Below are 12,688 nucleotides of genomic sequence, written 5' to 3' on the forward strand. Positions count from 1 at the left end.
ACTAAAGCGGAGGGCGGTTGGTCAGGGGCGACAGGCATCAGACGGTCTGCGGGAAAAGTGAATGTGATTACAATCGGCTGTCCTCCGATAACACTCAGCCCTGTTCCGATTACACTCGGGTGCCTTCCGCTTACACTCAAGCCCACTCCGATTACACTCGCCTCATCAAGCGCCAAATTATGCCCAATTCTCTGTGGATTTTATTCTTCGATTGGTGAACATCCTCTGATTTTCCCGGCTGGAGAAGATATTTGATAACGCACCGGGGATTTACGCCGGCAACAGGATGAGTCGTCCGGATTCGCCCTTGAGTCGTCCGCTTCCGGGCCCGAGTCGGTCGGATCCCGGCCTGAGTCGTCCGCTTTCGCCCCCGAGTCGTCCAGGTTTTTATTTCCATCGGCATGTCGCCGGATAAACAGCCAAACTTTCCCGCACTCCCCTTCGAAACTAGGCATGACGAAGGCCGGCAGTCCGCTGCCGGCCTTCCAAAGACTTAATGATCTTATAGGTCGATGCCTTCGCCGGCTTTCAGGATCCGGACGTCGGTTCCTTCCGCCATCTTCCTGAACTGCTCAGGATCCTGCTTGATCGGCGGGAATGTGTCGTAATGGACCGGCACGGCGATTTTCGGCTTGATGAGACCGACTGCGTAGGCCGCGTCTTCCGGTCCCATCGTGAAGTTGTCGCCGATTGGCACGAAGGCGATGTCCGCCGGGTGGCGCTTCCCGATCAGCTCCATGTCGGAGAACAGGGCCGTGTCGCCGAGATGGTAAACCGTTTTCCCTTCGGCCGTGAACAGGACGCCCGCCGGCATGCCCGTATAGATGATCTCCTGCTCGTCTTCTTTGATGAATGACGAGCCATGGAAGGCCTGGGTGAACTTCACGCGGCCGAATTCGAAGTTATAGGCGCCGCCGATATGCATCGGGTGCGTTTCGATTCCCTGCCAGGACAGCCAGACGGCGAGCTCGTTCGGCGCCACGACGAGCGCCCCGCTCCGCTTGGCCAGTTCCACCGTGTCGCCGACGTGGTCCCCGTGGCCGTGTGTCAGGAGGATGGCATCCGGATTTTCTTCCCCGGCCTTCAGATCTGTGAGTTCATTGCCCGTGATGAACGGGTCAATGAGGATCGTGTGTTTCTCCGTCTTGATCTTGACGACGGAATGGCCATGATAAGAGACATGCATGCAAAAAATCCCCTTTCCTTCTTTTCGGGTCTCGTCTCCATGATTCGACAACCGTGCGCGGACTCCTTCTTTTTTGCTATGATGAAGGGGAATCAGAAAGGCTGGTGGACGTATGGATAAACTGAATGAAGTCACTGAATACCTGAAAGAGAATGGGATTGACGCCGCATTCGTCACGACGCCGGACAATGTATTCTATCTGTCCGGGTTCCAGAGCGATCCTCATGAACGGCTGCTCGCCGTTGCCGTTTTCAAGGATGCCGACCCGTTCGTCATTGCGCCGAAAATGGAAGTGCCGGACGTGAAGGCGGCAGGCTGGAACGGCGAAGTGATCGGACACGAAGACACCGACGACGCCTGGGAAATTGTGGCCAAAGCCGTTGCGGACCGGAATGTCCGGCCCGGTTCCATCGCCGTCGAGAAAGTCCATATGAACGTGGAACGGTACGAGCGTCTCGCACAGCTCTACCCGGACGCTGCTTTCACAGGGCTTGACGCGAAGTTGAACGAAATGCGGAACATCAAAGGTGAAGAGGAGCTCCAGAAACTGCGCAAGGCGGCGGAACTTGCCGATTATGCGGTGGAAGTGGGCTGCCGGGAGATCGCCGAGGGGAAGACCGAACTGGAAATCCTCATGGCGATCGAATTTGAAATGAAAAAGAAAGGCGTCTCGCATATGTCGTTTGACACGATGGTGCTGAGCGGGCCGAAGACCGCCTCCCCCCACGGAAATCCGGGAACCCGCAAAATCCAAAAAGGCGATTTTGTCTTGTTCGATCTCGGCGTGGTGTGGGAAGGCTACTGCTCGGACATCACCCGCACCGTCTCGTTCGGCGAGCCTTCCGAGAAACAGCGGGACATTTACGAAACGGTCCGGCGTGCGGAGCAGGCGGCCGTGGACGCGGTCCGGCCGGGCGTCCGGGCAATGGACCTCGACAAAACAGCCCGCGACGTCATCACCGAAGCCGGCTACGGGGAGTATTTCACCCACCGGCTCGGCCACGGTCTCGGAATCTCCGTCCACGAGTTCCCGTCGATCCACGGCGCAAATGAAGTCAAGCTCCAGGAGGGCATGGTGTTCACGGTCGAGCCGGGCATCTATCATCCGGACGTGACCGGAGTGCGCATCGAGGACGATGTCGTGGTCACTGCGGACGGCGTGGAAGTGCTGACAAAGTTCCCGAAAGATCTGCAGATCATCGGCTGAATAAAGAGAAAGAGCCATTCCGGACTGTACCGGAATGGCTCTTTATTGTTTGTGCGGCAAATGCGGGAACTCCGCAATCAGCCGAGCAGCGAGTCGATTGGCACGAATTCACGGCCCTGGTCGTCTGCGACGGCCTTGTAGGTGACATGCCCTTCAAGCGTGTTGAATCCTTTGCGGAGCGCTTCGTTGTCGAGCGCAGCCTGTTTCCAGCCTTTGTTCGCAATCTGAAGCGCGTACGGAACGGTGTTGTTCGTGAGCGCCATCGTGGACGTGCGCGGAACGGCGCCCGGCATGTTGGCGACGGCGTAGTGGACGACGCCATGTTTCTCATATGTCGGGTCGTCATGTGTGGTGATCCGGTCGCTCGTCTCGAAGATGCCGCCCTGGTCGATCGCGATATCGACAAGCACGGAGCCCGGCTGCATCGACTTGACCATCTCCTCGGTGACGAGCTTCGGCGCCTTCGCGCCCGGGATCAGGACCGCGCCGACGACGAGGTCGGAATCCTTCACGGCTTCCGCGATGTTGAACGGGTTCGACATGAGCGTCTCGATGTCGTTGCCGAACTGGTCGTCGAGCTGGCGGAGCCGCTCCGGGCTCAGGTCGATGACCGTGACGCGGGCACCCATGCCGACTGCGACACGTGCCGCATTCGCACCGGCCATGCCGCCGCCGATCACCGTGACTTTACCGCGGCCGACGCCCGGCACGCCGGAGAGGAGGATCCCCTTGCCGCCGTGGTTGCGCTCGAGGAACGTGGCGCCGATCTGCGTCGCCATGCGGCCTGCGACTTCACTCATCGGCGAAAGGAGCGGCAGCGAGCGGTTCGGCAGCTGGACGGTCTCATAAGCGATGCCGACCACTTTATTTTCAAGCAGGGCCGCCGTCAGCTCTTCTTCCGGGGCCAGGTGCAGATAAGTGAACAAGATGAGGCCTTCGCGGAAATAACGGTACTCGTCCCGCACTGGTTCCTTCACTTTCATGACCATATCGGCCGCCCAGGCCTCCTCCGCCGTTTCGACGATGGAGGCTCCGGCTTCGCGGTAATCTTCGTCTGTGAAGCCCGACCCCTCGCCGGCTGACGACTGGATCAGCACTTCATGACCTGCCAATTGAAGTGTGACCACGCCTGCAGGTGTCATGGCGACACGATTTTCATTGTTCTTGACTTCCTTCGGTACTCCGATGCGCATTCCAAAACCCTCCAGTGTAAGTTCATTGTTGCTCACCAGCCCGGCGGTGTGACCGCCTTCTGCTTTTGCCCTTCCATTCTACCATGAATGCGGAATGTTAGAAGCAGTATCTATATTGGAAATACCGGTTCCCTGCCGGAAAATCCTCATCAGAAAAAGGAATAAAAGCTTTTCCTGTCGAATCATTTAGAGTAGAAGACCCAGAGGAGGGGAAGAACATGACACTTAACTACAAACACATCCTGGTGGCCGTCGACGGCTCCAAAGAAGCAGAATGGGCATTTAAAAAATCGGTCGGCATCGCCAAGCGGAACAGCGCAACGCTGAATCTCGTCAACATCATCGACACCCGGTCGTTCGCGGCCGTGGAGGCCTATGACCGTTCGATCGCGGAACGCGCCCAGGGCTTTGCGCAGCAATTGCTGACAGATTACCGGAACGAAGCCGAGGCGGCCGGCGTCAAGGACGTCAACGTCATCGTCGAATACGGTTCGCCGAAGACGATGATCCCGCGCGACGTCTCGNCCCCTTGCCGCCGTGGTTGCGCTCGAGGAACGTGGCGCCGATCTGCGTCGCCATGCGGCCTGCGACTTCACTCATCGGCGAAAGGAGCGGCAGCGAGCGGTTCGGCAGCTGGACGGTCTCATAAGCGATGCCGACCACTTTATTTTCAAGCAGGGCCGCCGTCAGCTCTTCTTCCGGGGCCAGGTGCAGATAAGTGAACAAGATGAGGCCTTCGCGGAAATAACGGTACTCGTCCCGCACTGGTTCCTTCACTTTCATGACCATATCGGCCGCCCAGGCCTCCTCCGCCGTTTCGACGATGGAGGCTCCGGCTTCGCGGTAATCTTCGTCTGTGAAGCCCGACCCCTCGCCGGCTGACGACTGGATCAGCACTTCATGACCTGCCAATTGAAGTGTGACCACGCCTGCAGGTGTCATGGCGACACGATTTTCATTGTTCTTGACTTCCTTCGGTACTCCGATGCGCATTCCAAAACCCTCCAGTGTAAGTTCATTGTTGCTCACCAGCCCGGCGGTGTGACCGCCTTCTGCTTTTGCCCTTCCATTCTACCATGAATGCGGAATGTTAGAAGCAGTATCTATATTGGAAATACCGGTTCCCTGCCGGAAAATCCTCATCAGAAAAAGGAATAAAAGCTTTTCCTGTCGAATCATTTAGAGTAGAAGACCCAGAGGAGGGGAAGAACATGACACTTAACTACAAACACATCCTGGTGGCCGTCGACGGCTCCAAAGAAGCAGAATGGGCATTTAAAAAATCGGTCGGCATCGCCAAGCGGAACAGCGCAACGCTGAATCTCGTCAACATCATCGACACCCGGTCGTTCGCGGCCGTGGAGGCCTATGACCGTTCGATCGCGGAACGCGCCCAGGGCTTTGCGCAGCAATTGCTGACAGATTACCGGAACGAAGCCGAGGCGGCCGGCGTCAAGGACGTCAACGTCATCGTCGAATACGGTTCGCCGAAGACGATGATCCCGCGCGACGTCTCGAAGAAAGTGGAGGCCGACCTCATCATCTGCGGCGCCACCGGCCTGAATGCGGTTGAGCGATTCCTGATCGGGAGCATCTCCGAAACGATCGTCCGGAGTGCGAAATGCGACGTTCTCGTCGTCCGCACAGAGGAAAAGGGAGAACCTGCCTCAGAATAACATCCAAAAATCCGGCTGCACTCCCGCAGCCGGATTTTTCTTTTTTCTCCAGTGATCAATTCACCGTCCGGTAGCCGTTCTCAGCCGCCCATGCATCCACTTTTGCAAAGAAGGATTCCATGGCGCGTGCATTCGTCATGTCCGGCGCGTTGGCGAGAAGCACCTCGGGCTTCGGACCCGGTGACGCGTCCGGCTTTTTCAGGATCAGGATGCTCTTCGCGTGGTCCTGGCTCTTGAACAGTCCCGGCGGCAGTGCAATCACTCCGACGATCTGCGCCTCATCCTTTAGATAAGTGTGGAGCTGCGTGGCAAATCTGGATTCGAACAGATTGGCCGGAACGATGAAAATCCCGTGTCCGCCCGGCTTCAAGTGCCGCATCGATTGTTCGATGAAGAGATGATGGGCATATGAGTGCCCTTCATCGGATTTCAGTTTGAAGCCCGCCGCATTTTCATCATCGGGATAATACCCGACGGGCAGGTCCGAGACGACGAAGTCGACGGGATCGACCATGAGCGGCCGCAGTGCATCCTGGTGATACAGAGAAACCGGCTGGGCAAGCAAATCCGCCGTGGCGGCCGCTATCCGGATGAGCAGATCATCGAGTTCAACAGCGGACGCCGCCGTACGACCGTCCATGAAATTCATGACAGTGAACAGCAGGTTCCCCGTGCCGGCGGCCGGATCGAAGAGGGAAAGATACGGCCGGCCCTTTGACAGCCGGTCCGCCAGATAGCCCGCCAGCAGGCCGATGGAGTCCGGGGTCATCTGGTGATGAGGCTGCGCGTTCGCCTTCATCCCTTTCAACACTGCCAGCTGGATGGCCTTGCGCACTTCTTCCTTCGTCGCATCCTCCACATCCGGGGAGATGGTCCCCTCCGCCCAGGCTTTGGCTGTTTCGTAAACCGCTTCAAGAAGCAGAAGATCCTCTTTTTCGGCGATCCGGGTTGCGTGGCCGTCCAGAAAATTGAATAATTGTTCGGTTTTCGTTTCCATGTCCATCCTCCAAAACGAGAAACCCACTCGGCCGAGTGGGTTTCTCCACGTTCTCATTTCGTCAGTTCTTTTACCGCTTCGATGGCCTTGTCATAGTCCGGGTGGTCTGTCCCCTCCGGCACATATTCCACGTATGTCACTTTGCCTTCCTGATCGATGACGAAGACGCTTCTGGCAAGGAGGCGCATCTCCTTCATGACCGTGCCGTAGGCGGTCCCGAACGAGAGGTCCCGGTGGTCGGAAAGGGCAACCGCGTTGTCCAGCCCTTCGGTCGCCTTCCACCGCGCCTGCGCAAACGGCAGGTCGACGGAGATCGTCAGAACGGCCACGTCGTCGCCGAGTCCGGTCACTTCTTCATTGAACCGCTTCGTCTGGGTCGAGCAGACGCCCGTGTCAATCGACGGGATGACGCTGATGAGGCGGACCTTCCCTTCCGTGTCCTTGAGCGTGAACGGGCTGAGATCGTTTTTCAGGACTGTGAAGTCAGGGGCCTGGTCCCCGACTTTCACCTCTGTTCCGAGCAATGTCACAGGGTTTTTCTGAAATGTCACTTGTACCAATCAGAACGCCTCCTTTTCATCCAAGTGTACTAGACCGCCGGGCCGTCTTGCAAACGGGATGCCTCCCGTGCCGCCGGCGCCGCGGGCACTTTCATGTAGCGTTCCTCATGGATGACGAGCGTATCGGCGATAAAGTCATGGACCGCCTCTTTCTTCGGCGTGAAGCCGACGATCCAGTAAAGGACCGGCAGCGTCTTCGACAGGAACCTGCCGATCCATTCCCTGAACAGCACAGTCCCCCAGTCCAGCGGCCCGCCGTCCTTCCGGATCACCCGGATGCCGGTCACCATTTTCCCCGCCGTCTGGCCGAAGAATTTCGTCATCAGCACGAAATATACGAAAAAGACAACGGCCGTCAAGATGCTGTAGGGCGCAAACCACCCGCCCCCGATTTCAAGCCCCGCCATCCGGAACAGCGGCCGGATGATAAGCATGCTGATCGAACCGAGGACGATGAGGTCAATGAGATAGGCCCAGAAACGGATCCAGAACCCGGCGTAGGCCGGGACCGCCTGCCATTCGGCATAGGGCATTCCTTCTGTAGGTCCGGATGCCTGCATGGTCATTTCCTCCTCACTTCTCACCGTACAGATACATCATGCGCGGAGAATTGTAATCGGACAGCACCTGGCCGACAATCTGGGTCTCAAGATCGCCCTTGACCAGCGACTGCATCTTCATGCCGAAAATCGAGCCGAAGCCGCCTTCGTATCCGTATTCGAACAGTTCAGCCTTGCCGAGATCGTGATCGGTCCGGAGCGCCTCGACCGTGTCTTCCAGCCGCCCGGTCTCATCTGCCAGCCCGGACTCGATCGCCTGACGGCCGTTCATAATGCGGCCGTCCGCCCACTTTTTCACTTCGGCTTCGCTCATGCCCCGGCCCTCTTCAATCACATCGACGAACCGCTCATACGAGTCATTGAGCATTTCCTGCAGCATGGCCCGCTCTTCATCGGTCATCTCGCGTGACGGGCTCATGATGTCCTTGTACTTGCCGGACTTGATCGTTACGAAGTCGATGCCGTGTTTCTCCGCAAACTCTCCGTAATTAATGCTCTCCATGATGACTCCGATCGAACCGGTCATCGTCTCCTGATGGGCGAAGATCTTATCCGCCGGAGCGGAAATGTAATAGCCGCCGGAAGCCGCGAGTCCGCCCATGCTCACATAGACCGGAATGTCGCGCTCTTCCTGGAGCTGGACGATCTTATCATGGATGTCCGAGGATTCCACCACACCGCCTCCCGGTGAATCCACATGCAGGACCACGCCCTTGACCGACTTGTCCTCGCGGATGAAATCAAGCTGTTCCATGAACGCCTGATGATTATAACCGGTCGCAAACAGCGGCGAGGCGGCGCCTGTATCCTGGATGACGCCCTCCACGCGCAGCAGCGCGATCCGGTTGCGGACGTCCCCTTCTTCCAGGACGTATTCCATCTGTCCCTGCGTTGGCGCAAACGTTTCTTCCATGACGGACGCCCAGTCCCTTGAGAACAGGGCGGACGCCATGTTCACGCCGACCGCCAAAGCAAACAGGAGGACGGCTGCACCGAGTGCGAGCCATCGTTTCATATTCATCTGTCAGCCACTCCCTTTCGTCAACATCCTTCTATACGGCCGGAAAGCGCCAAACGTTTCATTTTACTGAAGCGGCTTTCATTTTCCTCATCATCCGGAATTTTGACGCGGTCATCAAGACCAGTCCGGCCCAGATGAAGGAAAAGGCGGCCAGCTCCGTCAGCCCGAACGGCTCGCCGTAGATCAGCACGCCGAGGAACAGCATCATCGTCGGCGCAAGGTACTGCAGGAAGCCGAGCAGGTAAAGGGGAATGCTCTGTGCGCCTTTTGCAAACAGGACGAGCGGAAGGGCCGTCGCCGCTCCCGAAAAGATGAGGAGCAGATCGGTTCTCGCTCCCGAGTGAAGGAATGCCGAACCTCCGCCTGCCCATCCGGCTGCAAGAAAGATGAGTGCAAACGGCGCGATGAACGCAGTCTCGATCGTCAATCCACGGAGCGCATCCAGATGGATAGTTTTTTTGAGGAGTCCGTAAATGGCGAATGACATCGCCAGCCCGAACGAAAGCCACGGAAACTGGCCGAATGAGAGCGTCATGATCAGCACGCCGACCGCTGCCAGGAGCACCGCCACCTTTTCGGCCGCGAGCAGCCGTTCCTTCAGGAAGACGATCCCGAGAAGGATGGAGATGAGCGGATTAATATAATAGCCGAGACTCGTCTGGACCATATGTCCGTTGTTGACGGCCCAGATGAACAGGAACCAGTTACCCGATACGAGAACGGCAGCGGCAAACAGGCTCCAGAAGTCTTTTTGCCGCTGCCATAGTTCCTTGAAGTCGCTGACCAGCTTTCCCGCCTGGCCGATCAGGACAACGACGAGCATAGTGGTGACGAACGCCCAAAATATCCGGTGGGCCAGGATTTCCCCGCTCGGCACGTGACCGACCAGCTTCCAATAGATCGGAAGCACTCCCCAAAGGAAATAGGCGGCCGTCGCCCAGATGATGCCTTGTTTTTCAGTCCCGTCCACGGGCTTCCCTTCTTTCCGTGCAGCCGGGCGGCCTGCGCCGTCCGCCATCGAGTATGTATGTCCGTACACCGGACAGAAAAAGCGGAAAGACAGCCGCAGCGGCGGCTGTCTCAGCATGCTTGAAGACCGATCAGTTGGAAGCTTCCTTTTTCCTCAGTTCAACACGCATGATCTTGCCTGATGCCGTCTTCGGCAGTTCTTCGATGAATTCGACGGCGCGGGGATACTTGTACGGAGCTGTCAGTTCCTTGACGTGATCCTGCAGTTCCTTGACGAGTTCGTCGGACGCGTCTTCCGGATTCCGGAGAACGATGAATGCCTTCACGATATTCCCGCGAACCTCGTCGGGGCTTGCCACGACCGCACACTCCCGCACGGCGGGATGCTTCGTCAGCGCATCTTCCACTTCGAACGGCCCGATCGTGTAGCCGGATGAGATGATGATGTCATCGCCGCGTCCCTCAAACCAATAGTAGCCGTCCTCGTCTTTGTGTGCGCGGTCCCCCGTCACATAATAGTCGCCCCGGAACTGCATGCTCGTCCGCTCCGGATCCTTCAGATACTCCTTGAAGAGTGCAGGCGTCTCGACGTGCACGGCAATGTCCCCCGGTTCACCCGGGCGGCACGGTTCGCCAAGATCGTTGATGATTTCCACCCGGTTGCCAGGCGTCGGCTTGCCCATCGAACCAGGACGGGCATCCATCCCTTTCATCGTGCCGACGAGCAACGTGTTTTCCGTCTGGCCGTATCCGTCCCGGACTTCAAGGGAAAATTCACGCGCGAATGTGTCGATGACTTCCACGTTAAGCGGCTCGCCTGCGGAAACGGCACTGTGGATCGAAGACAGATCGTACGATGACAGATTGTCGGTTTTGGCCATGAGCCGGTATTCCGTCGGCGTGCAGCAAAGAACATTCACCCGGTACTGTGCGATCAATTCCATGTATTTGGCCGGATCAAACCGGCCGTTGAACACGAAGCCGGTCGAGCCGCTCCCGAGCGTTGCGAGGAACGGCGACCAGATCCACTTCTGCCAGCCGGGGCTCGCCGTCGCCCAGACGACGTCCCCGTCTTCGATTCCGAGCCAGTTCGCAGCCGTGGTCCGCAGATGGGCATAACCCCAACCGTGTGTATGGACGACCCCTTTCGGCTTGCCGGTCGTCCCGGAAGTATAAGAGAGGAACGCCATATCTTCGCTTTTCGTAGGAGCCGCTTCAAACTCGGAAGAAGCCGTCTCCATTTCAGCCAGAAGCGGAATTCCGCCTTCCGCATCCCCGACGAAGAACAGGCTCACGCCGTCCATATTTTTTACGTCTTTGAATTGCTCGGCGAACGGCGCATAGGCGATGATCGCTTTCGCCTCGCTGTGCCGGAGCCGGTATTCGATGTCCGTCGCACGCAGCATTTCGGAACTCGGGATGACGACGATGCCCGCCTTCAAGGCCGCCACGTACGTCACATAGGCTTCGACGAGACGGGGCATCATGATCATGACGATGTCTCCTTTGCCGAGACCGCGGGACACGAGGACGTTTGCACAACGGTTGGCCAGTTCCATCAGTTCTGCATATGTAAGGTCGCGCTCTTCGTTTCCGTCTGTCCAGATCAGCGCTTTCCGGTCCGGTTCAGCCGCATACTTTTCAAATTCAGACGACAGATTATACTGCCCGGGAGCCAGTAATTCTTCCCGCTTCATGCAATCACCCCTTTGTTTGATAGTTCTCATTATACGCGTTTGAAACGCTTGTTTCAAAATTGATTTTTATTTCACAAAGGGGCATCCAAAAAGACCGCCCTGCTTGAGGGCGGTCTCCGGACTGTTACTGGTTCGGGCCTTTCATCTGCTGCTGTGCCATCGAAACCAAACGCTTTGTGATTTCTCCGCCAACGGAACCGTTGGCACGCGATGTTGCGTCGGCACCGAGCTGAACACCAAATTCCTGGGCGATCTCGTACTTCATTTGGTCGAGTGCCTGACGAACACCCGGTACGAGCAGCTGGTTAGAGTTGTTGCTGTTGTTGCTTGGCATGATAGGTCACCTCCTTGTGCACATAGAATGTGCGCCGAGGAAAAAATCATGCAGACGAAACCACTGGAAAATTGTGTGGGGTCAAAGAAGGTCCGCGAATGGATCTTTTTCTGTTTTGAGCGGAAGCTCGAGGATTTCCCGCTCGGCGACCGCCTTCTCGATCATCGGATCAAAATCCGTATTGCCCTCATAATAAATCACTTTCGCCGTTTTCGGCTTCGTGGCCGGGTGGGACGGCGTGAAGATCGTGCAGCAGTCCTCAAACGGACGGATGGAGGTTTCGTAAGTCCCGATGCGCTCCGCGATTTCAATGATATCGAGTTTGTCATAAGCGATCAGCGGCCGCAGGACCGGCGTGGCCGTCACTTCATTGATCGCGCTCAGGCTGTCGAGCGTCTGGCTGGCGACCTGGCCGAGGCTTTCCCCGGTGACGATCGCTTTTGCACCGATCTCTTCCCGCACGAGATCGGTGATCTTCATCATGAGGCGGCGGGTCGTCGTCATCGTCAGCGCGGCCGGCATCGTTTCCTGGATCGCCTGCTGGATTTCGGTGAACGGGATCGTATGCATGCGGATCCGGGTTCCGAATTGGCTGAGCCGCTCCGCCAGTTCAACCACTTTCTGTTTTGACTGTTCACTCGTGAACGGCGGGCTGTGGAAATGGATGACATCCAGTTTCACGCCGCGCTTCATGATCATGTAGCCGGCGACCGGGCTGTCGATCCCGCCCGACAGCATGAGCAATGCATGGCCGTTCGATCCAGATGGAAGGCCGCCCGCGCCGCGGATCGTCTCCGTGGACAGGTAGGCGCCGTCTTCCCGGATGTCGACGAGCAGCTTGATGTCCGGGTTTTTCATCTTGACGGTCAGCTCGGGATACAGCGGGAGCAGATGGCCCCCGAGTTCCTGCTGGATGTCATTGGTCCTGAGCGGGAACGTCTTGTCCGCCCTTCGCGCCTCCACTTTGAACGACTTGCCTTCGGTCTCCATTTTTCCGAGTATGGCCGCGGCGGTTTCCTTGATCGTTTCAATTTCGGCGTCACACCGGACCGCCGGGCTGAACGACTGGATGCCGAACACGTCCGGCAGCCGGCGGATCGCTTCTTCCATTTCCGCCGGATCTTCGGCAAACAGGAACATCCGGTCATGCTCCGATTTCACTTTGACCGTCTCCAGGTCTTTCATCACGCGGCGGATGTTGTCCCGGAGCTTCCGGATGAAGAAATTCCGGTTCTTCCCTTTCAGTGACAGCTCTCCGTATCTGATCAAAATCTCTTTATAAGTCATC

Annotated in this window: 12 protein-coding genes and 2 pseudogenes; 3 read left to right on the forward strand and 11 right to left on the reverse strand. The window is 57.5% G+C overall.

Annotation, left to right across the window (positions count from 1 at the left end; all coding sequences use genetic code 11):
* Positions 1–502: 502 nt before the first annotated feature.
* Positions 503–1,186, reverse strand: a complete 684-nt coding sequence (locus tag BN1189_RS15160; protein WP_040229187.1) for a metal-dependent hydrolase — start codon at positions 1,184–1,186, stop codon at positions 503–505.
* A gap of 112 nt (positions 1,187–1,298) precedes the next feature.
* Here BN1189_RS15160 and BN1189_RS15165 point away from each other — a divergent pair, with 112 nt between their 5' ends.
* Complete coding sequence (locus BN1189_RS15165) at positions 1,299–2,393, forward strand: M24 family metallopeptidase (RefSeq protein ID WP_040229188.1); 1,095 nt, start codon at positions 1,299–1,301, stop codon at positions 2,391–2,393.
* Positions 2,394–2,470: 77 nt separating this feature from the next.
* Here BN1189_RS15165 and ald read toward each other — a convergent pair whose 3' ends face one another.
* Positions 2,471–3,586: an alanine dehydrogenase gene (gene ald, locus BN1189_RS15170; protein WP_040229190.1), complete on the reverse strand. Its 1,116-nt coding sequence runs from the start codon at positions 3,584–3,586 to the stop codon at positions 2,471–2,473.
* Positions 3,587–3,804: 218 nt separating this feature from the next.
* On the opposite strand from ald, the pseudogene BN1189_RS15175 reads away from it, so the two are divergent.
* Positions 3,805–4,110: pseudogene (locus BN1189_RS15175) on the forward strand (universal stress protein); the annotation flags it as partial.
* Between the two features lies 1 nt (position 4,111).
* Here BN1189_RS15175 and BN1189_RS15180 read toward each other — a convergent pair.
* Positions 4,112–4,579 (reverse strand): annotated as a pseudogene (locus BN1189_RS15180) (alanine dehydrogenase); the annotation flags it as partial.
* Between the two features lie 218 nt (positions 4,580–4,797).
* On the opposite strand from BN1189_RS15180, the gene BN1189_RS15185 reads away from it, so the two are divergent.
* On the forward strand, positions 4,798–5,262 hold the full coding sequence (locus tag BN1189_RS15185) for a universal stress protein (protein WP_040229192.1): 465 nt from the start codon (positions 4,798–4,800) through the stop codon (positions 5,260–5,262).
* 55 nt (positions 5,263–5,317) lie between these two features.
* On the opposite strand, the gene BN1189_RS15190 is transcribed toward BN1189_RS15185, so the two are convergent.
* From BN1189_RS15190 to thiI, 8 genes are all read right to left on the reverse strand, one after another.
* Positions 5,318–6,259, reverse strand: coding sequence for a class I SAM-dependent methyltransferase (locus BN1189_RS15190; RefSeq protein WP_040229194.1), 942 nt, complete (start codon positions 6,257–6,259; stop codon positions 5,318–5,320).
* A gap of 53 nt (positions 6,260–6,312) precedes the next feature.
* Positions 6,313–6,819 (reverse strand): thiol peroxidase, encoded by a 507-nt coding sequence (gene tpx, locus BN1189_RS15195; RefSeq protein WP_040229195.1) that lies wholly within the window; start codon positions 6,817–6,819, stop codon positions 6,313–6,315.
* 29 nt (positions 6,820–6,848) lie between these two features.
* The gene (locus BN1189_RS15200; protein WP_040229196.1) at positions 6,849–7,385 is read right to left on the reverse strand and encodes an RDD family protein; all 537 of its coding nucleotides are present in this window, start codon (positions 7,383–7,385) and stop codon (positions 6,849–6,851) included.
* A 7-nt stretch (positions 7,386–7,392) separates the two neighbouring features.
* Positions 7,393–8,400: a signal peptide peptidase SppA gene (gene sppA, locus BN1189_RS15205; RefSeq protein ID WP_040229197.1), complete on the reverse strand. Its 1,008-nt coding sequence runs from the start codon at positions 8,398–8,400 to the stop codon at positions 7,393–7,395.
* A gap of 58 nt (positions 8,401–8,458) precedes the next feature.
* Positions 8,459–9,418, reverse strand: coding sequence for an EamA family transporter RarD (gene rarD / locus BN1189_RS15210; RefSeq protein ID WP_052455911.1), 960 nt, complete (start codon positions 9,416–9,418; stop codon positions 8,459–8,461).
* 82 nt (positions 9,419–9,500) lie between these two features.
* Positions 9,501–11,066: an acyl-CoA synthetase MbcS gene (gene mbcS, locus BN1189_RS15215; protein WP_040229198.1), complete on the reverse strand. Its 1,566-nt coding sequence runs from the start codon at positions 11,064–11,066 to the stop codon at positions 9,501–9,503.
* A gap of 124 nt (positions 11,067–11,190) precedes the next feature.
* Positions 11,191–11,400, reverse strand: coding sequence for an alpha/beta-type small acid-soluble spore protein (locus BN1189_RS15220; protein WP_040229199.1), 210 nt, complete (start codon positions 11,398–11,400; stop codon positions 11,191–11,193).
* Positions 11,401–11,481: 81 nt separating this feature from the next.
* Positions 11,482–12,687, reverse strand: a complete 1,206-nt coding sequence (thiI, locus tag BN1189_RS15225) for a tRNA uracil 4-sulfurtransferase ThiI (RefSeq protein ID WP_040229236.1) — start codon at positions 12,685–12,687, stop codon at positions 11,482–11,484.
* Position 12,688: the final 1 nt, after the last annotated feature.

This window comes from Bhargavaea cecembensis, from assembly GCF_000826125.2.
Lineage (GTDB): Bacteria > Bacillota > Bacilli > Bacillales_A > Planococcaceae > Bhargavaea > Bhargavaea cecembensis_B.

Bases quoted from the DNA above. Each gene is read 5' to 3' on its own strand.
- BN1189_RS15160 (WP_040229187.1), bottom strand. From the start codon at position 1,186: ATGCATGTCTCTTATCATGGCCATTCCGTCGTCAAGATCAAGACGGAG.
- BN1189_RS15165 (WP_040229188.1), top strand. From the start codon at position 1,299: ATGGATAAACTGAATGAAGTCACTGAATACCTGAAAGAGAATGGGATT.
- ald (WP_040229190.1), bottom strand. From the start codon at position 3,586: ATGCGCATCGGAGTACCGAAGGAAGTCAAGAACAATGAAAATCGTGTC.
- BN1189_RS15185 (WP_040229192.1), top strand. From the start codon at position 4,798: ATGACACTTAACTACAAACACATCCTGGTGGCCGTCGACGGCTCCAAA.
- BN1189_RS15190 (WP_040229194.1), bottom strand. From the start codon at position 6,259: ATGGAAACGAAAACCGAACAATTATTCAATTTTCTGGACGGCCACGCA.
- BN1189_RS15200 (WP_040229196.1), bottom strand. From the start codon at position 7,385: ATGACCATGCAGGCATCCGGACCTACAGAAGGAATGCCCTATGCCGAA.
- sppA (WP_040229197.1), bottom strand. From the start codon at position 8,400: ATGAATATGAAACGATGGCTCGCACTCGGTGCAGCCGTCCTCCTGTTT.
- rarD (WP_052455911.1), bottom strand. From the start codon at position 9,418: ATGGCGGACGGCGCAGGCCGCCCGGCTGCACGGAAAGAAGGGAAGCCC.
- mbcS (WP_040229198.1), bottom strand. From the start codon at position 11,066: ATGAAGCGGGAAGAATTACTGGCTCCCGGGCAGTATAATCTGTCGTCT.
- BN1189_RS15220 (WP_040229199.1), bottom strand. From the start codon at position 11,400: ATGCCAAGCAACAACAGCAACAACTCTAACCAGCTGCTCGTACCGGGT.
- thiI (WP_040229236.1), bottom strand. From the start codon at position 12,687: ATGACTTATAAAGAGATTTTGATCAGATACGGAGAGCTGTCACTGAAA.